This window comes from Streptomyces sp. NPDC002817 (assembly GCF_053592055.1).
The window spans coordinates 36,357-62,478 of sequence record NZ_JBSFUY010000044.1; the positions used below are offsets into that span (position 1 = coordinate 36,357).

General features: G+C 71.1%; 26 protein-coding genes and 2 pseudogenes. 14 read left to right on the plus strand and 14 right to left on the minus strand.

Annotated elements, in window-relative coordinates:
• The first annotated feature begins 167 nt into the window (after positions 1–167).
• Positions 168–971, plus strand: coding sequence for a polyphosphate kinase 2 (gene ppk2 / locus ACWD3I_RS44005; RefSeq protein ID WP_365407040.1), 804 nt, complete (start codon positions 168–170; stop codon positions 969–971).
• A 16-nt stretch (positions 972–987) separates the two neighbouring features.
• Here the strand turns inward: ppk2 and ACWD3I_RS44010 are convergent, their stop codons facing one another.
• From ACWD3I_RS44010 to ACWD3I_RS44035, 6 genes are all read right to left on the minus strand, one after another.
• Positions 988–2,508 carry a carboxylesterase/lipase family protein gene (locus ACWD3I_RS44010; RefSeq protein ID WP_365407037.1) on the minus strand — a complete coding sequence of 507 codons (1,521 nt, stop codon included), beginning with the start codon at positions 2,506–2,508 and terminating at the stop codon, positions 988–990.
• 65 nt (positions 2,509–2,573) lie between these two features.
• Positions 2,574–3,515: an LLM class flavin-dependent oxidoreductase gene (locus ACWD3I_RS44015; protein ID WP_365407034.1), complete on the minus strand. Its 942-nt coding sequence runs from the start codon at positions 3,513–3,515 to the stop codon at positions 2,574–2,576.
• A complete protein-coding gene (locus ACWD3I_RS44020; protein ID WP_365407031.1) occupies positions 3,512–5,218 on the minus strand; it encodes an amidohydrolase in 1,707 nt (568 codons plus the stop codon). The genes ACWD3I_RS44015 and ACWD3I_RS44020 overlap by 4 nt, the downstream gene beginning before the upstream one ends.
• A gap of 34 nt (positions 5,219–5,252) precedes the next feature.
• Positions 5,253–6,227, minus strand: a complete 975-nt coding sequence (locus ACWD3I_RS44025) for an ABC transporter permease (RefSeq protein WP_365407028.1) — start codon at positions 6,225–6,227, stop codon at positions 5,253–5,255.
• Positions 6,224–7,771, minus strand: a complete 1,548-nt coding sequence (locus ACWD3I_RS44030) for a sugar ABC transporter ATP-binding protein (protein ID WP_451084363.1) — start codon at positions 7,769–7,771, stop codon at positions 6,224–6,226. The genes ACWD3I_RS44025 and ACWD3I_RS44030 overlap by 4 nt, the downstream gene beginning before the upstream one ends.
• 8 nt (positions 7,772–7,779) lie before the next feature.
• Positions 7,780–8,817: a sugar ABC transporter substrate-binding protein gene (locus ACWD3I_RS44035; RefSeq protein ID WP_365412096.1), complete on the minus strand. Its 1,038-nt coding sequence runs from the start codon at positions 8,815–8,817 to the stop codon at positions 7,780–7,782.
• Positions 8,818–9,011: 194 nt separating this feature from the next.
• Between ACWD3I_RS44035 and ACWD3I_RS44040 the strand changes: the two genes are divergently transcribed.
• Entirely contained in the window at positions 9,012–10,103 is a 1,092-nt protein-coding gene (locus ACWD3I_RS44040) for a helix-turn-helix transcriptional regulator (protein ID WP_365412093.1), read from the plus strand.
• Here the strand turns inward: ACWD3I_RS44040 and ACWD3I_RS44045 are convergent.
• From ACWD3I_RS44045 to ACWD3I_RS44055, 3 genes are all read right to left on the minus strand, one after another.
• Positions 10,072–10,617, minus strand: coding sequence for an ATP/GTP-binding protein (locus ACWD3I_RS44045; protein ID WP_365412090.1), 546 nt, complete (start codon positions 10,615–10,617; stop codon positions 10,072–10,074). The genes ACWD3I_RS44040 and ACWD3I_RS44045 overlap by 32 nt on opposite strands.
• A gap of 65 nt (positions 10,618–10,682) precedes the next feature.
• Positions 10,683–11,234, minus strand: coding sequence for an MmyB family transcriptional regulator (locus ACWD3I_RS44050; RefSeq protein WP_365412087.1), 552 nt, complete (start codon positions 11,232–11,234; stop codon positions 10,683–10,685).
• Between the two features lie 21 nt (positions 11,235–11,255).
• Positions 11,256–11,543, minus strand: a complete 288-nt coding sequence (locus ACWD3I_RS44055) for a helix-turn-helix domain-containing protein (RefSeq protein WP_365412084.1) — start codon at positions 11,541–11,543, stop codon at positions 11,256–11,258.
• Positions 11,544–11,648: 105 nt separating this feature from the next.
• On the opposite strand from ACWD3I_RS44055, the gene ACWD3I_RS44060 reads away from it, so the two are divergent.
• Positions 11,649–12,569, plus strand: coding sequence for a Rossmann-fold NAD(P)-binding domain-containing protein (locus ACWD3I_RS44060; protein ID WP_365412081.1), 921 nt, complete (start codon positions 11,649–11,651; stop codon positions 12,567–12,569).
• Here the strand turns inward: ACWD3I_RS44060 and ACWD3I_RS44065 are convergent.
• Complete coding sequence (locus tag ACWD3I_RS44065; protein ID WP_365412078.1) at positions 12,550–13,131, minus strand: carboxymuconolactone decarboxylase family protein; 582 nt, start codon at positions 13,129–13,131, stop codon at positions 12,550–12,552. The genes ACWD3I_RS44060 and ACWD3I_RS44065 overlap by 20 nt on opposite strands.
• Positions 13,132–13,199: 68 nt before the next feature.
• On the opposite strand from ACWD3I_RS44065, the gene ACWD3I_RS44070 reads away from it, so the two are divergent.
• Both ACWD3I_RS44070 and ACWD3I_RS44075 read left to right on the plus strand, forming a co-directional pair.
• Positions 13,200–13,562, plus strand: a complete 363-nt coding sequence (locus ACWD3I_RS44070; RefSeq protein ID WP_451084364.1) for a winged helix-turn-helix transcriptional regulator — start codon at positions 13,200–13,202, stop codon at positions 13,560–13,562.
• Between the two features lie 194 nt (positions 13,563–13,756).
• Positions 13,757–14,539, plus strand: coding sequence for a DUF899 family protein (locus ACWD3I_RS44075; RefSeq protein ID WP_365412075.1), 783 nt, complete (start codon positions 13,757–13,759; stop codon positions 14,537–14,539).
• A gap of 67 nt (positions 14,540–14,606) precedes the next feature.
• On the opposite strand, the gene ACWD3I_RS44080 is transcribed toward ACWD3I_RS44075, so the two are convergent.
• Positions 14,607–16,262 (minus strand): cellulase family glycosylhydrolase, encoded by a 1,656-nt coding sequence (locus tag ACWD3I_RS44080; protein WP_365412072.1) that lies wholly within the window; start codon positions 16,260–16,262, stop codon positions 14,607–14,609.
• Positions 16,263–16,523: 261 nt separating this feature from the next.
• On the opposite strand from ACWD3I_RS44080, the pseudogene ACWD3I_RS44085 reads away from it, so the two are divergent.
• Both ACWD3I_RS44085 and ACWD3I_RS44090 read left to right on the plus strand, forming a co-directional pair.
• Positions 16,524–16,952 (plus strand): annotated as a pseudogene (locus ACWD3I_RS44085) (SDR family oxidoreductase); the annotation flags it as partial.
• Entirely contained in the window at positions 16,949–17,284 is a 336-nt protein-coding gene (locus ACWD3I_RS44090; protein ID WP_365412069.1) for an SDR family NAD(P)-dependent oxidoreductase, read from the plus strand. The pseudogene ACWD3I_RS44085 and the gene ACWD3I_RS44090, both read left to right, overlap by 4 nt.
• Before the next feature lie 21 nt (positions 17,285–17,305).
• Here the strand turns inward: ACWD3I_RS44090 and ACWD3I_RS44095 are convergent, their stop codons facing one another.
• A complete protein-coding gene (locus ACWD3I_RS44095) occupies positions 17,306–18,049 on the minus strand; it encodes a GntR family transcriptional regulator (RefSeq protein ID WP_365412066.1) in 744 nt (247 codons plus the stop codon).
• Between the two features lie 128 nt (positions 18,050–18,177).
• Here ACWD3I_RS44095 and ACWD3I_RS44100 point away from each other — a divergent pair, with 128 nt between their 5' ends.
• Both ACWD3I_RS44100 and ACWD3I_RS44105 read left to right on the plus strand, forming a co-directional pair.
• A complete protein-coding gene (locus ACWD3I_RS44100; protein WP_365412063.1) occupies positions 18,178–19,101 on the plus strand; it encodes a hypothetical protein in 924 nt (307 codons plus the stop codon).
• A 146-nt stretch (positions 19,102–19,247) separates the two neighbouring features.
• A pseudogene (locus tag ACWD3I_RS44105) lies at positions 19,248–19,448 on the plus strand (carboxymuconolactone decarboxylase family protein); the annotation flags it as partial.
• 206 nt (positions 19,449–19,654) lie between these two features.
• Here ACWD3I_RS44105 and ACWD3I_RS44110 read toward each other — a convergent pair.
• On the minus strand, positions 19,655–21,313 hold the full coding sequence (locus ACWD3I_RS44110; protein ID WP_365412060.1) for a hypothetical protein: 1,659 nt from the start codon (positions 21,311–21,313) through the stop codon (positions 19,655–19,657).
• A gap of 167 nt (positions 21,314–21,480) precedes the next feature.
• Between ACWD3I_RS44110 and ACWD3I_RS44115 the strand changes: the two genes are divergently transcribed.
• Positions 21,481–22,407 carry a GNAT family N-acetyltransferase gene (locus ACWD3I_RS44115; protein WP_365412057.1) on the plus strand — a complete coding sequence of 309 codons (927 nt, stop codon included), beginning with the start codon at positions 21,481–21,483 and terminating at the stop codon, positions 22,405–22,407.
• 65 nt (positions 22,408–22,472) lie between these two features.
• A complete protein-coding gene (locus ACWD3I_RS44120) occupies positions 22,473–23,198 on the plus strand; it encodes a class I SAM-dependent methyltransferase (protein WP_365412054.1) in 726 nt (241 codons plus the stop codon).
• Here ACWD3I_RS44120 and ACWD3I_RS44125 read toward each other — a convergent pair.
• Positions 23,174–23,815 carry a class I SAM-dependent methyltransferase gene (locus tag ACWD3I_RS44125; protein WP_365412051.1) on the minus strand — a complete coding sequence of 214 codons (642 nt, stop codon included), beginning with the start codon at positions 23,813–23,815 and terminating at the stop codon, positions 23,174–23,176. The two genes, ACWD3I_RS44120 and ACWD3I_RS44125, sit on opposite strands and share 25 nt — an antisense overlap.
• A 150-nt stretch (positions 23,816–23,965) precedes the next feature.
• Here ACWD3I_RS44125 and ACWD3I_RS44130 point away from each other — a divergent pair, with 150 nt between their 5' ends.
• From ACWD3I_RS44130 to ACWD3I_RS44140, 3 genes are all read left to right on the plus strand, one after another.
• Positions 23,966–24,844 carry an FAD binding domain-containing protein gene (locus tag ACWD3I_RS44130; protein WP_365412048.1) on the plus strand — a complete coding sequence of 293 codons (879 nt, stop codon included), beginning with the start codon at positions 23,966–23,968 and terminating at the stop codon, positions 24,842–24,844.
• A 6-nt stretch (positions 24,845–24,850) separates the two neighbouring features.
• Entirely contained in the window at positions 24,851–25,351 is a 501-nt protein-coding gene (locus ACWD3I_RS44135; RefSeq protein WP_365412046.1) for a (2Fe-2S)-binding protein, read from the plus strand.
• On the plus strand, positions 25,348–26,122 hold a 775-nt coding region (locus ACWD3I_RS44140; RefSeq protein ID WP_365412043.1), incomplete at its 3' end, for a molybdopterin cofactor-binding domain-containing protein. The genes ACWD3I_RS44135 and ACWD3I_RS44140, both read left to right, overlap by 4 nt.

A 26,122-nucleotide genomic window follows, 5' to 3' on the forward strand; every position in this document is an offset into this window, starting at 1 on the left:
GGGTGGGGGAAGAGACCACGGCTGTCCTGGTGCGGCTCGAACAGCCCGGCTTATTTTGTGCATTTTCGCGACGGCCGCAATCTACACGCCACACTTCACACTGTCAGCACTCCGGACAAGGCTCGCTCCACGATGCGCGGTCACCGCCCGGACAGTACGGTGCTGGCATGGTCGGCGAGAAGGCGGAGAAACTGCCGCGCAAGGTGTACGAGAAGGAACTGCTGCGCCTACAGACGGAGTTGGTGAAGCTGCAGGAGTGGGTGCGGGCCACGGGGACCCGGCTGGTCGTCGTCTTCGAGGGGCGGGACGCGGCCGGCAAGGGCGGCACCATCAAACGGGTCTCCGAGCATCTCAACCCGCGCGTGGCGCGGATCGCGGCACTGCCCAAGCCGACCGAGCGCGAGCGCGGTCAGTGGTACTTCCAGCGCTACGTCGAGCATCTGCCGGCCGCCGGCGAGATCGTGCTGTTCGACCGGTCCTGGTACAACCGGGCCGGAGTCGAGCACGTGATGGGCTTCTGCACCAAGGAGGAGTACCAGCTCTTCCTGCGCCAGTGCCCCGTCTTCGAGCGGATGCTCGTGGAGGACGGCATCCTGCTGCGCAAGTACTGGTTCTCGGTGAGCGACACCGAGCAGCAGGAACGCTTCCGGCGCCGGCTGGAGGATCCGCTGCGGCGCTGGAAGCTGTCTCCGATGGACCTGGAGTCGATCACCCGCTGGGAGGCGTACTCGCGGGCCAAGGACGAGATGATGGTGCACACCGACATCACCGAGTCCCCGTGGTACGTGGTGGAGAGCGACGACAAGCGCCGCGCCCGGCTCAACACGATCGCCCATCTGCTGAGCTCGGTGCCCTACCACCAGGTGCCACCGCCGGTGCTGGAGCTGCCCGACCGCCCGGGATCGACCGGCTATCAGCGCACGCCGCGCGATCTGCAGACCTACGTCCCCGATCACGCGGCACGCCTGTGACGCACGCCGGGTGGGGCTATGACGTCGTCAGGGGGAGCGCGGTGAAGGTGTGCCGCTCCCACAGCCGGCGTGAGGCCTCCTCCGGGTAGGCGGTGACCGTGGGTTCGGTGTCGAGGAGCCGGACGAGGCGGTGCTCGGGATCGTAGGCGGGCCAGCCCGGGTCGCCCGTCGTGGCGAACGCGGTCCAGGAGGAGCGGATGTGGGAGGAGAGGGCCTCGGTCTCGGGCGAGGGGGTGGGTCCGATCAGCATGGTGCCGAGACCGTTGCCGTCGAACACGCCGAAGGTGAGGGGGACGTCCAGCCCGTGACAGGCGCCGAGTGCGCCGCCGTTCGCGGGGGCCGACCAGGTGAGGTCGTAGACGTGCGCCCGGCCGCCACCGGTTACCTGCGCCTCGGCCAGACGCAGTGAGGGCATACGGAACAGCCAGTCGGACTGCACGAGTTCGAACAGGTACTCCGTGGAGGCGTCGGGGAAGGCCGCCCGGTAGGCCTGCTCGGCGTCCGGCGCCGGGCCGAACAGGTTCAGGGCCAGTGCGGCCAGTCCGTCGTCCACCCGGCCGAGCAGCCCGCCGAGCAGGAGGAAGAGGCGGTACTCGTCCCTGTTGTGTCCGGCGATCAGCTCCACGTCACGGGCGGCGCCGTCCGCGAGGGCCTCCCATGGGGCGGTAGGCAGGACCTCGCCGTCGACGACGGGCGAGAAGGGGGTGGGAGTGAGCGCGACGGCGCCCCAGCGAGGCACGTATTCGCGCATACGGCCGGTCAGCGCGGCCCCCGCCTCGGGCAGCTTGCGCGGGTCCACCCCGGCGAGGTCGGCCACGGTGGGCCGCAGACCGATCTCGGCGGCCAGGGTCTCCGCGATGTCGGCGGCGAGCGCGTCCGAGAAGTACGTGCCCGGCACGCTCTGCGCGATGGCCCGCCGGAACAGCCCCCGCGCCCTCGGCATCGCCATCAGCGCGGCGACGGACCCCGCACCCGCCGACTCACCGAAGACGGTGACCTGCTCCGGATCGCCCCCGAAGGCGCCGATGTTCTCGCGCACCCACTCCAGCGCCGCCACCTGGTCGAGCAGACCACGGTTCGCGGGAGCGCCCTCGATCCGCAGGAAGCCCTCGATGCCGACCCGGTAGTTGAGGGTGACCACCACGATCCCACCCTCGCCGGAGAGCCGGCCGCCGTCGTACGCGGGGTCGTCGGAGGAGCCGAACTTGTAGGCGCCGCCGTAGATCCACACCATCACCGGGCGGCGTGCCGCCGGGTCCGCGTCCGGGGTCCAGACGTTCACGGTGAGCCAGTCGTCCCCGGCCGGAAGGTTCCCGGGAGCCTCGGGGCCGAACGGTTCCTGCGGCGGAGGCGGACCGAACGCGAAGGCCTCCCGTACACCGTCCCAGCGCTCCACCGGCAGCGGAGCAGCGAAGCGGGCCTCACCCACGGGAGGCCGCGCGTACGGGATTCCGCGGAACACCGTCAGGGCACCCTCCCGACGGCCGCGTACCGTGCCCGCCGCCGTAGCGGCCTCCGGATACTCGCTTCTGCTCATCGACGACTCCTCAGGGGATCAACACATCGGTGAAAACTAATCCACCTGGAGAACATAGGACACCCCTACCTCGTAAAGGCCTCCACTCGGCGCATCACGTCGCGGCAGAACCCTCCCACTCCTCCCCCCTCGTCGATGAACTGGTTCGGCTTGATGCAGAAGGTCGTGAACCCCGCCTCCGTCTGCTCCGGGATCGACGCGAGAGCTGCGCCCAGGTCCGCCGGAGACCGGTCGTCGGGGAAGACGGCCTGGGTGCCGCCGATCATCTCCAGGTCGGCGACGTCCCGGCCGGCCGCGGTCATGGCCTCCTTCAGAGCCAGCATGTCCTGCGGGGCGGGGCGGCCCAGCGGATGGAAGCCATGCCCGTACTCGACGAGTCTGCGCAGGACGGGGCCGTGCAGACGCTGTCCGCCGAACCACAGGCGGGGCCCGTCGGGACGGTGGGCCTTGGGTTCGAAGTAGACGTCCCGGAAGGGGTAGTGCTCGCTCTCATGGGAGATCGGGGACGGACCCCAGGCCTTCGCCCACACCTCCAGGTGCTCGTCCAGCAGGCGCCCGCGGCGGCCGAACGGGACACCGAGCGCGTCGTACTCGTCCTTGCTCCAGCTGACCGTCGGCTGCACCAGCAGCCGCCCCTCGCTGATCAGGTCGAGGGTGCCCAACTCCCTTGCCATCAGCAGAGGATGGCGCAGCGGTGCGAGGACGGCCGCGGCGGCCAGCCGCAGGCGCTCGGTGACGGAGGCGATGGCGGACAGCAGGAGCAGGGAGTTGGGCCAGGGCGTGTACGGGTCCTGGTTGCCCGGGAGGGCGTAGTCGCGCGGGTTGCCCATGATCCCGTCGGCGGCCGCGTCCGGGCCGAGCACGATGTGTTCGCTGACCATGACCGCGTCGAATCCGGCGTCCTCGGCCTCCCGCGCCCAGCGGACGGCGGCGGGCAGGTCGGCCCGGCCGCCGGTGAGAGTCCAGTTCTCGCTGAGGACGAGCAGCATGCGGGGCGCGACGCTCATCGGGCACCCCGCTCGTGGACCACGCGTCCGTCGAACACGGTCAGGTCCACCTGTACGTCCGTGATGTCGTGCGGGTCCAGATCCAGCAGCGGCCGGTCCAGGACGCACAGGTCGGCGACCTTGCCGACCTCGATCGAACCCTTCCAGTCCTCGGCGAAGTCCTGTCGGGCCGGGTTGATCGTGTACGCGCGCAGGGCGTCGGCGAGCGGCACGCACTGCTCGGGGCCACTGGCCCGGCCGCTGGCCTTGGACTCCCGGAGCATCATCGCGGCGACTCCCTGACGCCAGTCGGGTTCCGTGATCGGTGCGTCGGAGCTGGCGCAGACCGTGACCCCGGCTTCGAGGGCGGAGCGTACCGGCCACTGGTAGGCGGAGCGCTCGCGGCCGACGACCTCGTCCATCAGGTCGGAGATGGTCCACTTGATGCCGGGGTTCATGTTGACGCCGTAGCCGTGCGCGGCGAGCTTGGCGAGGCTCGCGGGGCCGACGAAGTCGCCGTGGATGACGTAGTGCCGCGCCTCCGGTCGGGGCGCCGCCTCGTGCGCGGCGACGAAGGCGTCGACGACCTCGTCGATGGCCCGGTCGCCGGTGACGTGCACGCCGAGCTGGTACCCGGCCTCGTGCGCGACCCGGATCATCTCGCGCAGTTCGCCGGCCTGGAGGGCGGGCGTGTCGCCGTGCACGCACAGGGCGCCGTGGCCGCCGTCCGCGTAGGGCTCGGTCATCCAGGCCGTACGGTTGGGCGGCACTCCGTCGGCGAAGATCTTGACGCCGATGGCGCGCAGGAGCCGCTCGTCCGAGGAGGCGGGGCGTCGCAGTTCGGCCAGTCCCTTGCGTACGTCGTCGGCGGAGCCGCCCATCGGGGCGGGAAGCAGGAGCACGCTGATCCTGGCGTCCAGGGCGTTCTCCTCGGCGAGTTGGGCGTACGCGGTCCAGTTGTCGGTGCTCAGTCCGCCGAACAGCGAGGTCGTGCCGCCGGGGCCGAGGCCGGGCTCGGTGTAGCTGGTGATGCCGCGGGTGTGGAGTTCGCGGATCACCGTCCCGATGGCCTCGCGGCGCTGGGCCACGGTGGGGCTGGGCAGCGCGGCCTGGACGAGCCGCTGGGCCGTCTCGCGCAGGATGCCGGTGGGCTCGCCGTCGGCGTCACGGTCGATGACACCGCCCGCCGGTGCCACGCTGTGCGCGTCGATGCGACAGCCGCGCAGCGCCTCGCTGTTGACCCACACCATGTGCGAGGAGAAGTCCGTCAGACAGACCGGGTTGTCCGGCGCGACCGCGTCCAGGTCCCGGCGGTGCGGGAAGCGGCGCGGATCCGCGAGGCACTCCGCGAGATAGCCCGGGTCCCAGCCCAGTCCGACGATCCACTCACCGGGCCGGGCCTCCCCCACCGCCCGCTCCACCACGGCGACGATGTCGGCGATCGACCCGACCGCCGGATGCCTGACGTCGAGGGCGAACGGCGGCTTCGTCAGCCCGTACGCCGCCCCGTGCAGATGGGAGTCGTTGATGCCGGGCAGGACGGTCCGGCCGCCGAGTTCGACGATCCGGGTGCCGGGGCCGGCCAGGGCGCGCATCTCGGCGTCGCTCCCGACGGCCACGATGTCCCGCCCGCGTACGGCCACACCTTCGGCCACGGCGAAGTCACCGTCGACGGTGATGACTTGACCGTCCGTCAGAATGATGGTGGGGGTGCTGTCGCTCACGCGATTCCTCTCGGGGATTCGGAGATGTGGGGTGTCACCGCGTCGCCCGCGGTCCGAAGCAGGCCAGAGCGGCGCCTGCCACCAGGGCGGTGCCCTGCGCCATCTGCTGCCAGAAGGTCGGCACGTTCAACAGGGTCAGCCCGTTCTGCAGGCTGCCGAGGAAGAGCACGCCGAGGAGTACGCCGAAAACGGAGCCCGATCCGCCGGTGAGCGCGACTCCGCCGAGCAGCACGGCGGTGAGCACCGTCAGTTCGAATCCGGCGCCGGAGGTACCGGCGACCGCGCTGTCCAGGACCGATGCCTTGATGGCCCCGGCAAGGGCAGCGGCGACCCCGGTGACGACGAACAAGGCGAACGGCATCCGGCGGACATTGATCCCGGAGAGGTAGGCGGCCTCCCGGTTGACCCCGATGGCGAAGACATGCCGCCCGCCCGGGGTGACCGCCAGGAACAACGCGCCCGCCACCAGCACGAGCCCGGCGAGGACGACCGGTGCGTCGATCCCGGCGATCCGTGATCCGCCGAGCCAGGCGAACCCGCTCCCGAAGCTGCTCAGCGGCAGCGGGAAGAGCTGCTGGGCCAGTCCGCGGACCGCGGTGAGCATGCCCAGCGTCACGATGAACGCCGACAGGCCCAGGTAGCAGCACAGGATGCCGTTCACCGCACCCACCGCCGCGCCCACGGCCAGCGCGCCGAGCACGGCGACGACCGGTGACTGGTGATGCTGGCCGGCGAGCCAGCCACCGACCAGCCCGCCCAGGGCGAGGGTGGAGCCGACGGAAAGGTCGAGGTAGCCGCTGATGACGAGCAGCGCGAGCGGTACGGCCACGATGGCGAGAGTGGCCGCGTCGGTGGCGATCCCGCGCAGGTTGCCCGCGTCGAGGAAGCTGCCGGTGGTGAGCTGGAAGACCAGCACCATGAGGATCAGGACGACGAGGAGCGGGTGCCGCCGTGCGGTGTTCAGGCCGCTGCCCGCGAGGGTGCGGGGCAGGGGCAGAGCGGTGGTCATGCTGCTCCTTGCGGGGTGAGGTCGTGGACGGCCGAGAGCAGGGCGGCCTCGGTGAGCCGCGGGCCGGAGAGTTCGCCGACGACGCCTCCGGCGGAGATGACGAGGCAGCGGTGGGCGAGGGCGACGACTTCCTCGGGGTCGCTGGAGGCGAAGAGGACGGCTGTGCCCCGCTGTTGCGCGAGGCCGGTCACCACGTCGTAGATCTCCTGTCGTGCGCCCACGTCCACGCCCTGTGTGGGTTCGTCCAGGAGGAGGACGTCGACGTCGCGTGCCTCGTGGATCCAGCGGCCCAGGACGAGTTTCTGCTGGTTGCCGCCGGAGAAGGCGGAGGCGGGCAGGCGTGGTTGGGCGGGACGCAGGCCTACGGCATCGGACAGGGATGCGAACACGCGCTGTTCGGCACGCCGGGAACGCACTCCGTGCCGGGCGAGTGTGCGGATCGAGGGCAGCAACGTGTTGTCCTGGGCGCCGAGCAGGGGGAACAAGCCCTGTCTGCGGCGGTCTGCCGGTACGAGGGCGATGCCTGCGGCCAAGGCGTCGGCGGGTCGGGTGGCCGTGACGGGCCGCTCCCCCACCTTGACCGTTCCGTTCGAGGCCCGGCGTCTGCCGTACAGGGTTTCCAGGATCCGGGTGCGGCCGGAGCCGATGAGGCCGTAGAGACCTACGATCTCGCCCTCGGCGACGGTGAGGTCGATGGGGCCGAATCCGGGGCCCGACAGAGCGTTCAGCTTGAGAGCGGTTCGCCTGAGGGGTGGGGACTGCGTGTCGGTGGGCGGCTTGACGGTCGTGTGTGGCTGGTCGCGCAGTTCCCCGCGCCCCTGGGGTGGGGTGGCGATCGCGGCGATCAGGTCGTGCCGTGACTGTCCCGAACTCGACGACTGGTGGGTCACGCGGCCGTCTCTCAGGACCGTCACCGCGTCTGCCAGGCGTTCCACCTCGCCGAGGAGATGGGTGACATACACGATGGCCAGGCCTTGTGTGCGCAGGTCCTCCACCCGCTCGGCCAGTGCGTCGCTCTCGGCGCCGGAGAGGGCCGCTGTCGGTTCGTCCAGGACCAGTACGGAGGCGCTGCGGCTGAGCGCCTTGGCGATTTCCACCAACTGACGCTGGCCCATGGGGAGTTCGTTCAATCGGTCGCGTGGGGAGCAGGTCGCCGCCACTCGTTCGAGCAGTCCGGCCGCCACCTCGTCCTGGGCGCGGCGGTGGACCGTTCCGCAGCGGGTCCATTCCTGGCCGAGGAAGATGTTCTCGGCCACGGTCAGGGAGTCGACCACACTCAGGGTCTGGTAGATGATCGCGACGCCGGCGGCGATGGACTCGCGTGGGCTCAGTCGGGGGTACGCGGTACCGGCCACCTCGATCGTGCCGGCGTCCGGCGGGAAGGCGCCGCCGAGGCACTTGATGAGGGTGGACTTGCCGGCGCCGTTGTGGCCGAGGAGGGCGTGGACCTGTCCGGCCGGGACGGTGAGGTCCACGTCGTCGAGGGCTCTGACGCCGCCGAAGGACTTGGTGAGGCCGCGGATGCGGAGGGTGGGTTCGGTCATGGCGGGGCCTAGGAGTTCTGGGCGAGCAGCGCGTCGATCCTCGCGGTGTCGGCGTGCTGGACGAGGGTGATCGGTACCTGGGCGCTGGGGTTCGCCTTGCCCGCGGCGACCGCGAGGGGCACGTCGACGATGGCGTTGGCGATGTCCTGCGGGGCGAGGGCGGCCGAGGCCCGGTAGAAGGTGCCCTGCTTGATGGCGAGGAGGGAGGGGGCGGACCCGTCCTGGCCGCCGACGAAGGTCTTGGCGTCGTCGCTCTTGCGGCCCGTCTGCTGGAGCGCCTTGAAGGCGCCGTACGCGGAGGCGTCGGTGACGCCGAGGACGAGGTTGAGGTCGGGGTGTTTGGCGAGGACGGCGCGGGTCTTCGACAGTCCGGTGTCGGGGTCGATGGCCTGCTCCTGGGCGACCACGTCGACGCCGGGCGCGGCCTTGGTGAACGCGTCGATCATGCCCTTGGTGCGTTCGCGGCCCAGTTGGATGGTGCTGTCCGTCAGAAACGCGATCTTGCCCTTGCCGCCGAGGTGCTCGTCGGCCCAGCGGGCGGCTGCCCTGCCCAGGAGCGTGCCGCCTTCGAGGAAGCTGAACTGGATGTCCGCGCTCTGGTGTTCCAGGGTGCCGCCGTACGTCACCCAGATGAGTCCCGCGTCCAGCGCGGACCTGGAGATCGACTCGGTGGCCTCGAAGACCATCGGGAACGACACGATGGCCGGGACCTTCCGGGCGACCCATGCCTTGAGGTTGGTGGCCTGGGTGTCGGCGCTGCCGGCGTCGCTGGTCGTGCGCAGGGAGACGTCGTGCTTCTTGGCCGCGGCGGTGGAGAGCTTCACGAGGGTGGAGTAGAGCGGGAGTTGGGTGAAGGGGTAGTCGAGGCCGATCGTGGTGAGCTGTTCCGCCCCGGCCGAGGCCCCGGCGGCCTGTGCGCCGCTCGCCGAGCCGTCGTCGGGTGCCGAGCAGCCCGCGGCGCCCAGCAGGGCGGCGGCCGTGACGCCGCCGGACAGGGCGAGGAACTGGCGGCGTGACGCCGGGGCGGGTGTCGGGAATCTGGTCATGGCGGGGCTCCGAGGGATGTGGCCCGGGATGAAGGCATCGGGCGTCCGGCTGTGCCGAACAGGAAAGACCGGGGCGCCCCGCCCCGCCATCCGTACAAATACCGACTGCGGGCGGGCCACGGGTCCGAGTGCCACGAAACGGCGAAACCCTTGTCCCGTCACCCGAAGCCGCATATCGTTAGGGATCAAACGACATGCTTGATCATGGGTTCCGGGAGGCCCGCATGGTCACCCACCGGCAGCTCGCGGCCGCCACCCGCATCGGCATGCTCACGCGCGAACGCGACACCGCCTCGGCCTGCGCCCAGGCCCTGCGCGAACTGGCCGAGGCCCTCCCCGTCGACGCGGCGACCCTGCTCGCGATCGATCCGATCACCGGGTCCCATGTCCAGGTCGCGGGCATCGGCTACACCGCCGTGGCCTCCGAGGCGCTGGCCGCCGAGTTCGTCTCCACTCCGTGGTACGCCAATGTCGTACGACAGCCCCTCCCGCCGTCCATCGCCGAGGACGCCGAGGACACGGCCGACGGCGGGCAGCGCTTCCGCAACGGCTGGTTCTACGCCGAGCGGGTCCGGCCGGCCGGATTTCGCGACGCGCTGACCGGGGCATTGCGCCAGCACGGGCGCCTCGTCGGTCTGATCACCCTGTCCGTCGAGGGTCCGGACCGCTACGACTCCGAGGCCCGCCACCTGCTCGCCTCGGTCCTGCCGGCCCTGGGCGCCCTCGCCGACCCGACGGCCCGCACCGGCGATCTGTACGACCTGCCCGCCGACGCGGACGCGAGCCTCGTCACCGCCGAGGGCACCATCGACCTCCCCGGCCGGGGTCGCGCCCTGGTGCTGGACGACGACGCATTCGCCTCCCTGGTCGCGGCGTTCATGGGTTCGGAAGGCCTGCGGCTGCGCTTCCTCTGGCCGGTGGGGCGCAGGTGGTACCGGGTGGTACTGCACCGGTGCGCGACGACGTCGCCCCGCGAACGGCAGTCGGTCCTGGTCTCCGAGACGCCCACGGAACTGCCGTACGGTCTGAGCCCGCGCGAACTGGAGGTGCTCACCCGGGCCGCGAGGGGCCAGACGAACCAGGCCATCGCCCAGGCGCTGTTCCTGTCACCGCGGACCGTGCACAGCCATATCGAGCACCTGCTGCGCAAGACCGGCTGCGCCTCGCGGGCCGAGGCCACGGCCCTGTGTGTACGTGACGGGCTCCTCAGGCCCACGTCGGACGACGTGGAGCACTTCGTCGAGGCCGACGCCTTCACGGGCCGTGGCGCGAGATCGCCGCGCTGACCGTGGCGACGCGGCGCACCAGGTCGGCGGCGGGGATGTCGATGAGCTCGTAGCCGAAGGCGTGGTAGCTCTCCTCGTGGACCTTCTCGAACTCCAGTGACTCCGCGAAGCTGATCCGGCGGGCGCTGGTGGGTTCGCAGAAGCCCAGATTGCGGACGAAGAACACCTGGGGTTCGTAGATCCCCTCGGCCGTGATCCGTTCGATCTCCGCGGTCAGCGACGCCGGCACCGGCCGCCCCAGGTACCGGGCGAGGGCATGCGTGCACACCGGCGAACGGTCGTACACCTGGACGGAGTCGGTCGCGGCGGCTGCCAACTGCCGTCGCCGCTGCAGCTCGACGATCTCCTCGATGAAGGACGCCCGCGTCCACGGCTCGTCCTCGCCGCGGGCCTGGGCCCCCGCGATGACCGCGGTCGCCGCCTCCTCGACGACCGCGTGGCCGAGGTCGGCGAGGCCGCGCAGGATCGACGTCTTGCCCGCGCCCGGCGTGCCGGTGAGAACGTAACGGCGCATGATGCGGAAGCCTCTCGCGTGTGGTGGAAGGGGTGGGGCGGCGACGGAGGCGGTTCCTCGACGGCTCAGATGCCGGAGACGCCCGTCATGCCCAGGGCACGCAGCAGGTCCAGTCTGCCCGCGTCACTCGTGCCGCTGGCCGCAGTGTAGGTGACCACGCGCAGGTCGGCACCGGGAACGAGGAGGACGTCGCAGTCGAGCAGGATGTCGCCGACCTCCGGGTGGCGGACCGTCTTCTGTTCGGAGGCGTGCGGGGACGCCGTGGCGGTGGCCCAGAGATGGGCGAAGACGGCCGACCGCGCCCGCAGTTCCCCGACCAGGGTGGCGAGTTCGGTGTCCGCCGGGTAGCGGGACGCCGCGTCCTTGAGATCGCCGACGATCGAGGCCGCGAAGGCCTCCGGGCCTCCCGCGGCGAGGATCGGGCGCAGCGCGGCGTGGCCCGGGCCGTCGCCGAACAGGGCGCGGGCGAGGTTGCGTTCGGCGGGTGGGACGGCGATGGGGTCGCCGTGCAGGGCGCTCCACATCGCGTTCCACCACACCAGCGTCCAGTCGGCCGCGAACACGCCGATCGGTGCGTCCCCGAGGCGCGCGGCGAGCCGTTGGACGCCCGGCGGCACATGGCCGGAGACCGTCCCGTCCTACGGTGGCAGCAGCCCGGCGCCGCGGTACAGCTGGTCGCGCTCGGCGCGCGAGAGCTGCAATGCGCGTGCGAGGGCGCCGACGATCTGCGGCGAGGGATTCCTGGCGCGTCCCTGCTCGAGGCGCAGGAGGTAGTCGACGGAGAGCCCCGCCAGTTGCGCCAGTTCCTCGCGGCGCAGTCCCGGCGCCCGGCGGCCGGGAGTCGCGGTGAACCCGGCTTCGGCCGGGGCGAGACGGTCACGCCAGGTGTGCAGGAGGGTGGCGAAGTCGGGCCCGGGATCTGGCATGGGTTCATTGTCGCCGTCCGGCGCCGTCCGTCGGCCGGTGAGCCTGGGTACTGCCGGTCCTGGGGTCGAGCCTGGCACTGTCTCGGGCCGACGGGAGCGACGAGCGTGGGCGGCACGCTGCTGAAGGGCTCCCCCATGAAGTCCACCCTCGTCATGACCGGCGCGAGCCGCGGCATCGGACGCGTCGCCGCGGAACACATCCTGCGTCGGTCCCCGGACACCCATCTCCTCGTGGTCGCCCGCGAGTTCACAAACCTGGGCGGCGGAGGCTCCGTCTCGGCGGACCTCGCCTCGCTGGAGAGCGTCCGCACGGCCGCACTCGAGATCCGCGACCGGCTCGACCGGGGCGAACTGCCGCCGCTGCGCGGCTTCGTGGGCAACGCCGGCGTGCAGTACACGAACGCGCTCACCGCGGGGCCGGACGGCTTCGAGGCCACGTTCACGGTCAATGTGCTCGCCCATCACCTCTTCGTCCGCCTGCTCGAGGACCGCTTCGTCGGCCCCGCCCGGATCGTGCTCACCGTCAGCGACACACACTTCGGCGACTTCAGGCACAACCTGGGCATGGTGCCCGGCCCGGTGTGGCGGTCCCCGGAGATCCTCGCCCGCACGGGCGCCTTCGCCCACCCGGAGACCGCGGCGGGCGGCCGCACCGCCTACTCCACGAGCAAACTGGCGGCCGTCCACCTCGTGCACGAGTACGCACGCCGGCTGCCACCCGGAATCGACGCCGTCTCCTTCAACCCGGGATTCGTCCCCGGCACCGGTCTGGCCCGCAACGCGGGCGCCGTCGCCCGGTTCGCGATGCGTCGGATCCTGCCGGCGGCGACCCTCACGCCGTTCGCGACCGGCCTCGGCGAGGCGGGTCGGCATCTGGCCGACGCGGCGCTCGGCGAGACGCCGGCGTCGAGCGGAGAGTACGTCGATCGCGGCCGTGTGGCGCGGTCCTCGCCGGAGTCGTACGACCCCGAGCGCGAAGCCGAGTTGTGGGAGGCGGTGGAGCGGTTCACTCGCCCGGCCGGCTGACCGGCGTGGCCGGGAACGGCATGCCCCAGGCCTCCTCCTCCAGTTGAAGTCCGTTGGCCAGGTGGCTGATCGTGCGGTACCAGCCGGTCAGCACGAGGAACTCGAGGAGTTGGGCGTCCTCGTAGTGGACGCGCAGGGCGTCCCAGGCGGGCTGTGAGAGGCGCGCGGTGTCGTGCAGTTCGTCGACGGCGTCGAGCAGCGCCGCGTGGCGCGTCGGCCAGGAGGTCTTCGCGGTGGGGTCGGTGTCCGTGGTCGCCCGGATCTGCTCCTCGGTCAGTCCTGCCTGCCGGGCCAGGGAGGCAGCGTGCACGCCCCATTCGTAGGCGCAGCCGGCGCGTGCGGTGACGCGGGCGATGACGATCTCGCGGTCCATCGCGGGCAGCAGCCCGTGGCCGAGGAGCCCGGAGCCCAGGACGAACATCCGGGAGGTCAGTTCCGGGTTGCGGTGCAGGACCCGGAACAGGGTGAGCGGCTCGTGCGGTGAGTCCGGGGGCATCCAGCGGCGCAGGGACTCGTCGATGGCGACGGGGTAGGGCGGGTGGAGCGGTTCCATGCGCGGCATACGACACTCCATGCTTCGATTTTCGAATCAGTATGCTGCTTCCAAAACCGAAGCACAAGGAGGTGGGCATGGGATCAGACACGGCGTCCGAGACGCCGCGGCCAGGTGTGCCGGTACGCGGGTCCGCGTCGGGCCGCCCCGTCATGGCGGCACTGGATCTGCTCGGCCGACGCTGGGCACTGCGCATCCTCTGGGAGCTGCACCTGAGCCCCGCGGGCTTCCGCGAGCTTCAGCGGCGGTGCGAGCGCATGTCCTCCAGCGTGCTCAGCACCCGCCTCGGCGAACTGACCGAGGCCCGTCTCCTCGCCCTGCACGACGACGCGTATCGCCTCACCCCGCTCGGCGAGGATCTCGTCGAGGCGCTGAGTCCGCTGACCGCGTGGAGTGCGCGGTGGGCGGGAGAGACGGGAGTCGAGGAGGCGGCGGGGTGAGCGCGGCAGTCGGCCTCTGAGGCCACTGGACCGGTTCGCGGAGCCGACGAGCAGCGGCTTCGCAGAGCGATCGTCACCGGGACACTCCCGGACTCCCCGTCGCGATGAGTTCCGGCCCCGGCGCGGGTCTGTTCCGGTGAGCGTCGAGGGACGTCGTACGACGCCGCCCGGGACGAGACACCACGGAGGACACCATGACGACCACGTCCGGCAACGTGACCAGCAACCTTCCCGGCAAGCCACCAGTCGTCGACCTCAAGACCTGGGAGGCGGCGCGCGAGGAGTTGCTGGTCCGCGAGAAGGCGCACACCCGTGAGGGGGACGCGATCGCCGCGGCCCGACGGCGGCTGCCGATGGTCGAGTTCGACGGGGCGGTCGAGGTCGTGGGCGCCGACGGGCCGGTCCCGTTCCTCGAGCTGTTCCAGGGGCGCGACGAGCTCGTGGTCTACAAGCACATGTGGTACGACGGCGCACCGCACCAGGGTCAGTGCGAGGGCTGCACCACCGCGGCCTGGCATCTGCGGGACGCCGTGTATCTCAACGCCCGCGACGTCTCGTTCGCGATCCTGACCACGGGACCGTGGGACGAGGTGGCCTCCTACGTCGAGTTCATGGGGTACACCCAGCCCTGGTACTCGGTGCGGGACGTGGACGGGCCGGCCGGCGGGGACATGGGGTACCTCACCGGCTTCCTGCGCGACGGCGACCGTGTGTTCCTCACCTACTCCACGACGGGCCGTGGCAACGAGCGGGTCAGCGCGGCCCTGGGTCTGCTCGACATGACGCCCTACGGCCGCGGTGAGACGTGGGAGGACAACCCGGAGGGATGGCCCGAGGGGCGCGGCCCTTGCTGGTCCTGGCGCTCGGACGCCGACGGGAACCCCACCTGGGGCCCGACCGGTCGCCCCGTGCCGCAGTGGACCCGCCCCGGCGCGGTCCCCGTAAAGACCCTCGGCCGACACGGGCACCACCACTGACCCACCCGCCTCACCGCACACGTCGACCGGCGACGGCAGCGCCCCCGCCGGTCGCTCAGGTGTCCGGTCAGGCGGTCGTGCAGGTGCTCCCGCTGAGGGTGAACGCGGTCGGGGCCGTGTTGGTCGCGCCCTTGGTGCCGATGAAGCCGACGGTGACCGAGCCGGCGGCGGGGATGGTGGAGGTGTAGGACGCGGGGGTGACGCTCACCGCGGCGCCGGTCTGGGTGGGTGTGCCTCCCCACATGTTGGAGACGGTCTGACCGTTGGCGAAGGAGAAGCCGAGGGTCCAGCCGTTGACGGCGGCCGTCCCGGTGTTGCGGATGGTGATCTCGCCCTGGAATCCGCCCTGCCACTCCCCGACGACGCGGTAGCCGACGGAGCAGGTGCCGGCGGGTGTGTCGTCCGTCGTCACGTTCACCGTGGCCGAACGGGACGAGCGGTTGCCGGCCGCGTCACGGGCGTAGACGGCGAAGGTGTACGCCGTCTCCGCCGTGAGGCCGGAGACGGTGACGGAGTTGGTGGTGGAGGCGGCGACCTTCGTCTCCGTGCTGCCGCTCACCCGCACGACGTCGTAGCCGGCGACGCCCACGTTGTCGGTCGAGGCGGTCCAGGACAGGGTCGCGGAGGTGGCGGTCACCGCGGAGGCGGTGGGGGCGCCGGGGGTCGTCGGCGCCTGGGTGTCCGGGGTGCCGCCGCCGTAGATCGTGGCTTCCTTCGACGTCTGGGCGATGCCGTTGACGCCGTTGAAGATGCGCTGGCCCCAGGCGCTCAGCTGGCTGGGGTCGAAGCCGATCGACAGGTCGAGGATCGGGTCGGTGTTGCCGCTCCAGGACCAGGCGAGATAGCCGAGGTCGAGCTGCTCGGCGGTGGCCAGCATGGTGTCCTCGTCCGGGTCGCCCCACTGGTCGGCGGGGCCGCCGAACTCACCGATGACGAGGGGGAGTTTGGCGGTGACGAAGGCGTTGAGGTAGTCGGTGATCTCCGCCGCCGTGTCGAAGACGCTGTACATGTGGATCGAGAAGATCAGGTTGCCGGTGGTGTCGGCGGCGTACACGGACTGGGCGTTGGCGCGCATGACGCCCTGCCAGTCCTGGCCCCAGTTGGGCGCGTCCACCATGATCGTGTGCTCGAAGCCGGCGGCACGCAGCTTCTTGATCGCGGCGGTGGTGGGGGCGGTCCAGCCTGCGGGATCGGTGTTGCCCCAGGGCTCGTTGCCGATGTTGATGATGATGTAGTTCTCTTCGCCGGCGAGCACGTTCTTGAGGCCGATCCAGTAGTCGGCCGCCTGGTCGAGGGTGCCGGCCGCGGCCTCCTCACCGTATCCGGTGGTGTCGTGCACCTCCAGGACGCAGATGAGCTTGTTGGCCTTGCACTGACTGACAACGTTGGCAACGTCCGAGGCGCTGTTCGCGGTCCAGCGGTGACCGTCGGCGAGGACGACGCGGACGGTGTTGGCGCCGAGCGCCTTCACATCCGCCAGCGACTGCGTCTCGTTCGGATACCAGGTGTGGGCGTGGTTGACACCGCGCATCACGAAGTCGTTGCCGTTGCCTTCGACCAGCCTGCCGTTGCTGATGTGCAGGCCGGTGGCCTGGGTGCCCGGCGGTTCGGCCTGGGCCAGGGCCGCGGCCGGGCACAGGGCGCCTACGACGACAAGTCCGAGGAGGACGGTCACCAGGCGGGCCAGAAGGCTCTTTCTCGTCGTGCTTCTTGTTCTTCTCACTGCGACTCCAGGGAGTGAGCGCCAAGAAACTCAGGCTTGGGAAGAGGGGGATGGGAGCGCTCCCATGTAGCCACTATGCCAAGTACACGTCAATAGAAAGCGCATACACGGCCGCAATACGCTCCGACTGTCGACACTAACGGAAATGGCGAACGCCCTCACCCTTGGCCGCGCCATAGTGTCGACACTAGGAATGGAGGGCGAGCCGTACCGCGGTCTCGTACGACTGCCTCGACAAGGCTCTCCGGAAAAGTCGCTCTCGTCACCGGCGCGGGCGCCGGCATCGGACAGGGGTGTGCCCTGCTCTTCGCCGAGCAGGACGCGACCGTCGTCGGCTGCGACATCGACGCGGACGCGGCGGAGGGCACCCGCAAGCTCGCGGCCGAACGCGGGCTGAGTGTCGACATGCTCGCCCCGCTCGACATGACCCGGCCCGCGGACGCCCGCCGCTTCGCCGACGAGACGGCCGCACGGCACGGGCGCGTGGACGTCCTGGTCACCGCCGGGGCGATCGCCCCGCACATCGCCGCGGCCTCCGACATGGACTTCGACGAGCAGTGGACGCCCGCTCTGCGGGGCGAGGCCGACGTGGTCTTCCTGCCCGTGCGGGCGGCCTGGCCGCACCTGGCGGCGTCCGGGGGCGTCCGGGGGCGTCCGGGGGCGGCTCGATCGTCAACTTCGCCTCGGTGAACGCCTTCCGCGGCAGCGGGACCTTCGGCATGGTGGCGCACTGTGCGGGCAAGGCGGCCGTGCTCGGGCTGACCCGGCAACTCACCGTGGAGGGCGCGCCGTCGCGCATTCGCGCCAACACCATCTCGCCCGGGATGGTCCGCACCCCCGCCACCGAGTCGGCCGGGGCCCACGAGGGTGCCGCACGGGAGGCGCTGCCGGCCCGGATCCCGCTGGGACGGACCGGTACACCCGAGGACATCGCGTGGTGCGCGGTGTACCTGGCGTCGGACGAGTCGGCGTGGGTGACGGGCGGCAGCTTTCCCGTGGACGGCGGAGTGCTCGCCAAGTGACCACCACCCAGGGGCCGTTCCTCAGGAGGCCGCCGCTCCCCGCTTCCGCGCGGGCTTGCGGCTGCGGGCCGCGTCCTGCTCCAGCTGCTCCTCCACCGCCCGCAGCGCCCGGACGGTCGCCCCCGCGATCAGCGCCGACGCCAGCTCCCCGTCCCGCTCCTCGCAGGCCTGCAACAGGCGTTCCTGGTCGTCGATGCTGTAGGCGAGACGCCCGGCACGGGTCAGGCTGAGGTGGCGCAGCATCAGGGTGCGCAGCGCGAGCGAGTCGAGGATCTGCTTCAGGGTGGCGTTGCCGACGACCTCGGCCATGCGCTCCTGGAGCTGGACGTGGGCCCAGAAGTAGGCGTCCACGTCCCCGGAGTCGGCGACCTTGCGCATACGTTCCACCCGGCCCCGCAGCTCCGCCAGTTCGGCGTCGGTGGCCCGCTCGACCAGCAGGCCCGCGAGCATCGCCAGGAGCTGTCGCCTGACCTGGTAGATGTCCCGGATGTCCTGGACGGACGGCGCGGCGACCCGGGGCCTGCGGCGGGCCTTCATCTCGACCAGGCCCTCCTGTTCGAGGAGCATCAGCGCCTCGCGGACGGGCGTACGGCTGGTGTCGAACCGGCGGGACAGCTCGACGCTGTTGAGGTCCTGCCCCGGTTCGAGGCGTCCCTCGATGATGCCCCCGCCGACCCATTCGGCGATCTGCGCGACCAACGGCTCACGCCGGTCCCGCAACCGCAGCAGGCGTTCCAGCACCTGGTGCGTGTCCTGATCGGTCATGCGGCGACTCTCCCTGCCTGCGACGGCTCACAGCCGATGCAACGGTGTCGACACTATCTCATCCCCCTGTAAGCCCTTTCGGCCATCCCTGTTCACCTGTCGACAGACAAAAGATCACTGGAGGGCCCATGAATGCGGACCGCACAGCCGCGTCCGTCAGCAGACGCACCGTGGTCGGGGGTGCCCTCGCCGCGCTCGCCGTGACGGGCGCCGCGCAGGGCACGGCCCGGGCCACCACGTCCCGTACGCGGGAACCGTGGGAGCCGGTCGTGCTACCCGAGCAGGTGCCGGTGACCGAGTACCAGGTGCCCGTCTCCGGGGGCGGCAGTCTGTGGTGCTGGGACACCGGCGGTGACGGCGAGCCGGTGGTGCTGCTGCACCCGGGGTCGGGCAGCGGCGAGAGCCGGCCGTACCAGCAGCCGGTGCCGGCCGGGGCGGGCTTCCGGGTGGTCGGCAACTCACGGCGGGGCGCGTACGGATCGGTGGCCGGCACCCGCGCGGAGTCCGACACCGCCTCCGGGGACCTCGACACCCTCGCCGACCACCTGGGCCTGGACCGCTTCCGCGGAGCCACGGCCGTCGAACTGTCGGTCAACGGCTACTGCGGCGGCCCCGGCAACGCCGACCTTGCGGCGACCGCCCTCGCCTTCGAGGCGCTGTACGGGGTGCGTACGGGCATCAGAACCGACCGTCTGACAGAACTCGCCCGCACGGCCGAGGCCCTGACGGGCTATCAGCCGGCGTGGAACCACCCGGTCACCGGGACCCACGCCTTCTGCTGGGGCGGCATGGACCTCATCACCCAGGAGACCGAGGTCGACCCGCTCCTCCACAACTGCCTGGAGCCGACCCTCGTCGGCAACGCCCGCACCGTGCCCTTCACTGCGGACAGCGGCCCCTACACGCTCATCGACAAGTTGACGCAAGCCGGTGTCGAACTCACCTCCGCCCAGGTGGACGACGTCCTCACCCGGGCCCGCGAGTTCATGGCCACACACGAACGGCTGCTCACGGACGAGGAGCTGGTGGCGCCGGCGGAGGAGGAGCGATGACCCGCCTGGAGCGGCTGCGCCCCTCCCAGCTCGACGCGGAACAGGGCGTGCTGTACGCCGAGATCACCTCGGGTGCGCGGGCTTCGGGACCCCAGCACTTCGCCCTCACCGACACCGAAGGGCGTCTGGAAGGGCCGTTCAACGCGATGCCGCTCAACCCCGCTCTCGGGCGTTCGCTCCAGGAGCTCGGTGCGGCGATCCGGTACCGGACCCAACTGGACCCACGGGTAAGAGAGATCGCCGTCCTCGTGGTCGCGCAGGTCCGGGACAGCTCCTTCGAGCAGCATGCGCACGAACGGGTGGGAGCGGCGGTCGGCCTGACCGCGGTCGAGCCGGCGGCCTTGCGGGAGAGCCGGGATCCGCGGTTCGCGGACACCGTCGAGCGTGCGGCCCGGGAGTTCACCCGCGCACTGGCACATCACGGCGGCTCGATCAGCGACGCACATATGAGGCCGCGCGGATGGCCCTCGGCGAGCGCGCGCTCTTCGAACTGTCCGCACTGGTGGGGTACTACAGCACGCTCGCCCTCCAACTGCGGCTCTTCACCGCGTGATCAGGAGCAGCAACCGGTGTCGCGGCGGCAGAAGCACGACGCCTCGATCGGTACGTCCGCCAGCGCGACGGCGATCTTCAGCTGCTGCGCCACGATCCGCGCCTCGCCCGGCTTGCCGAGCCGCACGAGGCACTCGTGGAACCCGTGCAGGGCCCACACGTTGCCCGGGTGCTGTACCGCGCGCGGCAGGGTGTCGTCGAGCCCGAGGTCGGCGCGGTAGACCGCCTCGGCCTCCGCGACACGTCCCTGCTCCAGGAGCAGGGCCCCGTAGGCGTGCCGGGTGGGCTGCATCCACCCCCACGGCTCGTCGTAGGGCAGGTTGTCGTCGAGGTCGATGGACCGCTCCAGCGCGGCGAACGCGGCGTCGAAGTCGCCCTTGCGGTAGTCGAGTTCACCGTCGAGCATCGCGGAGGCGATGGCGAGGATGTCGGCGCAGGTGTTGTTGAACAGCATGCGTGTCTCCTGCACCCGGGCCGCCGCCTCGTGGAACAGGACGCGCTCGGCCTCGGCCTCGGCGATCCGGCCGGTGGCGGACAGGGCGACGCCACGGGCGTAGTGCAGCATCGCGGTCGTCACGCTGTACAGCTCCGGATCGGCGGGCAGGGGCAGCTGGAGGATGTCGGCCCAGCGCCCGAAGCGGATCAGCACATGCACCCGCATGGCGAGGAAGCCCTCCAGCCAGTCGGCCATGGGCGGGCTCTGAACGCGCAGCAGTTCCTCCGGGACGGAGGCCTCCAGCTGGGCGGCGGTGTCCAGGGCGGTCCGGGACTGGCCTAGGAACATCGCGCCGTAGATCTTGAAGTGGTAGTTGTGCGACCGGTACAGGGTGTAGAAGTTCATGGCTCCGGCCCGGGCGTGGAACTTCTCGTCGGCGACGATCGCGGCGCTGTTGTCCGACACGACCCGCCGGTAGTCGCCGCACAGCACATCCAGGTGCGTGGGCATGTGCTGCAGATGACCGGCGTCGGGGACCAGTCCGCGCAGCCGGTCGGCGACGGGCAGCGCGGCCTCGGGCGTCGGGGACATCTCCATCAGGTGGATGTACAGATGCAGCACTCCCGGATGGCGTGCGCCGGCGTCCGTCGCGAGCACGCGGTCCAGCACCGCCTTGGCCTCCAGGGTGCGGGAGCCTTCCTCCGGCTCTCCGGTCCTGAGGTTCCACAGCTGCCAGGGGGTCAGGTTCATCAGGGCGTCGGCGTACAGGGTGGCGATGTCCAGGTCGTCGGGGGCGAGCTCGTGGACGGCGCGCATGGCGTCGGCGTACGGCGCGTTCCACACCGAGCAGTCCTCGACGGCCTTCGCCTGCGGGTAGCGGGCGCGCAGCGCGCCGATCAGGGCCCGCTCGACGGGCGTGGCACCGGCCTGCGCCTTCTCGTGCGCCAGCTCCACCGCGGCGTGGGTGCGCTCGACGGTCCGTACGAGGTCTTCCCCGTCGAAGAACTCCCACGGCTTGTTGTAGTTGGGCCCGAGCGCGTACGCGATGCCCCAGTACGCCATGGCGCAGCCGGGGTCGGCCTGGACGGCGGCCTCGAAGCAGGCGACGGCTTCCTCGTGGTGGAAGGCGTACGTCCACACGAGACCGCGGTCGAACCACAGCTGGGCCTCGGGGGACGAGGTCGTGACGGTGCGGCCGTGAGTGCCGAGGTCGTAGTAGTCCATGCGGTTCCCCCGAACACGAGCCGGTCTGAGGACCGCGACGTTACCGGGTGTTTTGTGCCCGACACGCCGGAGAATGCGGCCACACGGGCAAACGGACGAAGCGCATGCGGCACCCGCCGCGCGAAATTCCGTTGCACGCTCCCCCGCCCCCCAGCACCCTGGCCCTCATGTCCTACGTCCTGCGCCCGGCCCTGCTCGCCGACGCCCCCGCGATCACCGAACTGCTCAACACCGTCGACGAGATCGAGATCGGCCGGCGCGAGACCGATCTGCACACCGTCGAGGCGGATCTGAAGCGGCCCGACATCGACCTGGAGCGTGACTCCTGGCTGGCCTTCGACGGCGACCTGCTGGTGGCGTACGGGCTGCTGTGGGACGACTCCGGGGACGAGCGCGTCGACATCGACCACTACGTCCTTCCCGACCACCAGCGGGCCGGCGAACTGCTCCTGGACCCGATGCAGACCAGGGCCCTCGACAAGGCCCGGGCCAACGGCGCGGCGAAGGCAGTGGTCCATCTGCATCTCAACACCGAGCCCACGCTCGACACAGCGCTGATCGAGGCGCGGGGCTGGCAGGTCGTACGCCGCTACCACGTGCTGCGACGCCCCCTGGACCCGGCGCGCGACCTCGCCCCCGAGCCGCCCGCCGGGGTACGGATGCGCCCGTGCACGACGGACGCCGACCGTGAGCGAGTCCACCGGCTCTATCAGGCCGCTTTCGCCGAGCACTTCGACTTCCAGCCGCGCACGTACGAGCAGTGGCTGCACGACGTCGACGCCGAACTCCTCGACTGGTCGCTGGTGTGGATCGTCAGCACCGAGGACTCGGGCGACGCCGGGTTCCTGATCTCCCGGGACGACCGGGAGGCGATGGGGTGGATCCGCAGCATCGGAGTGCTGCGGGAGGCCCGCGGCCGGGGTCTGGGCGCACTGCTGCTGCGGCATGCCTTCGCCGCGTTCGCCGGGCGGGGGCGGGATACCGTGGGGCTGGGCGTCGACACGGCCAACGCCACCGGCGCTCCCGAGCTGTACGGGCGTAACGGAATGACGCTTCATTTCGCCGTCGACACCTGGGAAGCGGTACTGAACTGAGCAGCGCAGCGAGCGGGTCCTCCCCCAGGGCCTTCTACGACGACCTGGCCGCCGACTACCACCTGATGTTCCCCGACTGGGATGCGAGCATCGCGCGCCAGGCGGCGGCACTCGACGCTCTCGTCGAGCACCGGCTGGGAGCGGGGCCGCGGCGCGTCCTGGACTGTTCCTGCGGGATCGGCACGCAGGCGATCGGGCTGGCCCGGGCCGGTCACCGGGTCGTCGGCAGCGATCTCAGTCCGCGTGCCGCCACGCGCGCCGGGGCCGAGGCGGCCGCGCGGGGCGTCGGGCTCGCGACGGCCGCCGGGGACATGCGCCGGCTGCCGTTCGCTTCCTCCGTCTTCGACGTCGTCGTCTGCGCCGACAACTCGCTCCCGCATCTGCTGTCGGCACCGGACGTCGCAGCGGCGCTCGACGGCATGCGGAGGGTGCTGCGCGACGGCGGACTGCTGGTGCTCACCCTCCGGGACTACGACGAGATCCGCCGGACCAGGCCCCTCTCGACACCACCCCAGGTCAGCCGGACCCCCGACGGCCGGGTGATCACGTTTCAGCTGTGGCACTGGCACGAGGACGGCGAGCGCTACGACCTGGAGCACTTCCAGCTCATCCCCGCCGGGGCCGACTGGACGGTCCGACGACGCCGGACCACCTACTGGGCGCTGTCCCGCCCGCAGTTGACACTCCTCCTGACCGAGGCGGGCTTCGCCGACATCGTCTGGCACGCGCCGGAGTCCACCGGCTACTACCAGCCCGTCGTGACGTGTCAGGAGCGGCGGGCCAGGACGTAGGCGCGGCGGGTCTCCACCTCGTGGGCGTAGTGGGTGCGTTGCAGGCTCATCTCCACGGCGAAGCCGGCCGTCTCCAGCTGCTCGGCGACCCGGGTCGGGTCGAGGAAGCGGAAGTCGACGTCCACCTTGTGCCCCCACCACTCGTCCAGGTGCCGGATCTCCTCGCCGATGTGGAAGGAGAGGAGGGCAAGGCCTGAAGGACGCAGGACGCGTGCCATCTCCGCGAAGGCGCGGGGAAGTTCATCGGGGTCGAGGTGGAGGATCGTGTACAAGGCGACCATCGCACCGAACTCGGCGTTCTTCGCGGGCAGTTCCAGTAGGTCGCCCTCGCGGAACTCCACCTGCGGGAAGCGGCGCCCGCCCGCCACGAGCATGCCCGGGGACAGGTCGATCCCGACCGTGTGCGCGCCCTTCTCGGCGAGCCAGGCCGCCACGTGTCCGGGACCGCAGCCCAGGTCGCCGATCGTGGTGCCCGGTTGCGTCTGTTCCAGCAAGGCGGCGAGCAACGCCTTGTCCAGGGGCTTGTGGTCGAGTTCCGCGTGGAGGCGGGTCGCGTACTCCTCCGCCACGGTGTCGTAGCTGCGGCGTACCGAGTCGTGGTGTGCGTGATCGCCCATGCGGTCCAGCATGCCATTCCGGGCTCCGTGGGCGACTTAAGTGAACGGTTAACCAGCCGTTGACACCCGTCGTCGCCGAGCGCCCAATGGGCCGGACACAGCGCCCGACGCGCCGGGTCAAGTCCGGTGCGAGACAGGGGGATTGCGCCCATGCAGGTTCCCGCTCCGTTCGAGTACCAGCGGGTGCACAGCGTCGAAGAGGCCATCACGCTCCTGGACCGGCTGGGCGACACGGCGCGGATCGTGGCCGGCGGGCACAGCCTGATCCCGATGATGAAGCTGCGGCTGGCCGAGTTCGATTACCTGATCGACATCAACGAGCTGCACGGCGAGCTCGGTTACATCCGGGTCGGACCCGAGTCGATCCGGATCGGCGCCATGACCCGCCACCGGGAACTGCTGGAGTCCGACGAACTCGCCGCCGCCTTCCCGATCTTCCGGGACGCCGAGCGGGTCATCGCGGACCCCGTCGTCCGGAATCGGGGCACGCTCGGCGGCTCGCTGTGCCAGGCCGATCCGTCCGAGGACCTGTCCGCCGTGTGCACCACGCTCAACGCCGTGTGCGTGATCCGTGGCCGGGACGGCGAACGGCTCGTACCGATGGAGGACTTCCATCGCGGGCCGTACGAGACCGCCGTCGGCGACGCGGAGATCCTCACCGAGATCCGCTTCCCCGTCCGCCTGGGCGGGTCGAGCGCGTACGAGAAGGTGGAGCGGCGGGCCGGGGACTGGGCGGTCGTCTCGGCCGGAGCCGCGGTGTGGCTGGAGGGCGGGACGGTCACCGACGCCCGCGTCGGGCTCGCCGCCGTCGGCCCCCACACCGCCGGCATCCCCGGCATCGCCGAGGCACTGCGGGGACGGCAGCCCGACGAGGAGTCGTACGCCCGGGCCGGGGACATGGCCGCCGAGGCCTGCTCGCCGGTCACCGACCGCCGCGGCAGCGCCGAGTACAAGCGCCATCTGGCACGTGAGCTGACCGTACGCGTACTGCGCCGGGCCGTGGCCCGGGCCACTGGACCGGAGGTGTGAGCCATCGTGCAGGTCACCATGACCGTCAACGGGGAAGAGGTCACCCGGGAGATCGAGGGGCGGCTGCTGCTCGTCCACTTCCTGCGCGACCACCTGCGGTTGACGGGCACCCACTGGGGGTGCGACACCAGCAACTGCGGTACGTGCGTGGTGTGGATGGACGGCGAACCGGTCAAGTCGTGCACGGTACTGGCCGCGATGGCCGGCGGGCACGAGGTGCGCACGGTGGAGGGGCTGGAGCAGAACGGGCAACTGGACCCCGTCCAGCAGGGGTTCATCGAGTGCCACGGACTTCAGTGCGGCTTCTGCACCCCCGGCATGATGATGACCGCGCGGGCCCTGCTCGACCGTAATCCCGACCCCTCCGAGCAGGAGATCCGGGAGGCGATCTCCGGGCAGATCTGCCGCTGCACCGGATACGCCACCATCGTGCGCTCCGTCAGATGGGCGGCGGCCGAGGAAGCCGGCACCCGGACCACGACGACCTCGGCGGAGGCAACGTCATGACGACCGTCTCCCCCAACGGCCACCGCACCGCGTTCGTCGACAACGACCAGAAGCCGTGCGGCCACGGCCGCATGCTGCGCAAGGAGGACCCGCGCTTCGTCCGCGGCAAGGGCCGCTACGTCGACGACCTCCAACTGCCCGGCATGCTGCACCTGGCCGTCCTGCGCTCACCGCTCGCCCACGCCCGCGTCCTGTCCGTCGACACCAGCCTCGCCGAGGCCCACCCGAAGGTCCGCCTCGTGGTGACCGGCGCGATGCTCGCCGAGAAGGGCCTGGCCTGGATGCCGACCCTCTCGGGCGACGTCCAGGCCGTCCTCGCCACCGACAAGGTCCGCTTCCAGGGCCAGGAGGTCGCCTTCGTCGTCGCCGAGGACCGCTACGCCGCCCGGGACGCGCTGGAACTGATCGACGTCGAGTACGAGGCACTGGACCCGGTGATCGACGTACGCACCGCCCTCTCCCCCGAGACACCCGTCATCCGCGACGACCTGGAGGGCAAGTCCGACAACCACTGCTTCGACTGGGAGACCGGCGACGCCGCCGAGGCCGAGGCGGCCTTCGCGCGCGCCGATGTCGTGGTCGGCGAGGACATCGTCTACCCGCGCGTGCACCCGGCACCGATGGAGACGTGCGGCGCGGTCGCCGACTACGACCCGGTCGACGGCAAGCTCACCCTGTGGTCCACCACCCAGGCCCCGCACGCCCACCGCACGCTGTACGCGCTGGTCGCCGGAGTGCCCGAGCACAAGATCCGGGTCGTCTCCCCCGACA

Coding starts and splice junctions, on each gene's coding strand:
- ACWD3I_RS44025 (WP_365407028.1), bottom strand. CDS start 6,227: ATGACCACCGCTCTGCCCCTGCCCCGCACCCTCGCGGGCAGCGGCCTG.
- ACWD3I_RS44065 (WP_365412078.1), bottom strand. CDS start 13,131: ATGCCGCGCATGGAACCGCTCCACCCGCCCTACCCCGTCGCCATCGAC.
- ACWD3I_RS44015 (WP_365407034.1), bottom strand. CDS start 3,515: ATGAGCGTCGCGCCCCGCATGCTGCTCGTCCTCAGCGAGAACTGGACT.
- ACWD3I_RS44045 (WP_365412090.1), bottom strand. CDS start 10,617: ATGCGCCGTTACGTTCTCACCGGCACGCCGGGCGCGGGCAAGACGTCG.
- ACWD3I_RS44030 (WP_451084363.1), bottom strand. CDS start 7,771: ATGACCGAACCCACCCTCCGCATCCGCGGCCTCACCAAGTCCTTCGGC.
- ACWD3I_RS44115 (WP_365412057.1), top strand. CDS start 21,481: ATGTCCTACGTCCTGCGCCCGGCCCTGCTCGCCGACGCCCCCGCGATC.
- ACWD3I_RS44055 (WP_365412084.1), bottom strand. CDS start 11,543: ATGCCAGATCCCGGGCCCGACTTCGCCACCCTCCTGCACACCTGGCGT.
- ACWD3I_RS44075 (WP_365412075.1), top strand. CDS start 13,757: ATGACGACCACGTCCGGCAACGTGACCAGCAACCTTCCCGGCAAGCCA.
- ACWD3I_RS44110 (WP_365412060.1), bottom strand. CDS start 21,313: ATGGACTACTACGACCTCGGCACTCACGGCCGCACCGTCACGACCTCG.
- ACWD3I_RS44120 (WP_365412054.1), top strand. CDS start 22,473: ATGTTCCCCGACTGGGATGCGAGCATCGCGCGCCAGGCGGCGGCACTC.
- ACWD3I_RS44100 (WP_365412063.1), top strand. CDS start 18,178: ATGAATGCGGACCGCACAGCCGCGTCCGTCAGCAGACGCACCGTGGTC.
- ACWD3I_RS44010 (WP_365407037.1), bottom strand. CDS start 2,508: ATGAGCAGAAGCGAGTATCCGGAGGCCGCTACGGCGGCGGGCACGGTA.
- ACWD3I_RS44130 (WP_365412048.1), top strand. CDS start 23,966: ATGCAGGTTCCCGCTCCGTTCGAGTACCAGCGGGTGCACAGCGTCGAA.
- ACWD3I_RS44070 (WP_451084364.1), top strand. CDS start 13,200: ATGGGATCAGACACGGCGTCCGAGACGCCGCGGCCAGGTGTGCCGGTA.
- ACWD3I_RS44040 (WP_365412093.1), top strand. CDS start 9,012: ATGCTTGATCATGGGTTCCGGGAGGCCCGCATGGTCACCCACCGGCAG.
- ACWD3I_RS44125 (WP_365412051.1), bottom strand. CDS start 23,815: ATGGGCGATCACGCACACCACGACTCGGTACGCCGCAGCTACGACACC.
- ACWD3I_RS44095 (WP_365412066.1), bottom strand. CDS start 18,049: ATGACCGATCAGGACACGCACCAGGTGCTGGAACGCCTGCTGCGGTTG.
- ACWD3I_RS44035 (WP_365412096.1), bottom strand. CDS start 8,817: ATGACCAGATTCCCGACACCCGCCCCGGCGTCACGCCGCCAGTTCCTC.
- ppk2 (WP_365407040.1), top strand. CDS start 168: ATGGTCGGCGAGAAGGCGGAGAAACTGCCGCGCAAGGTGTACGAGAAG.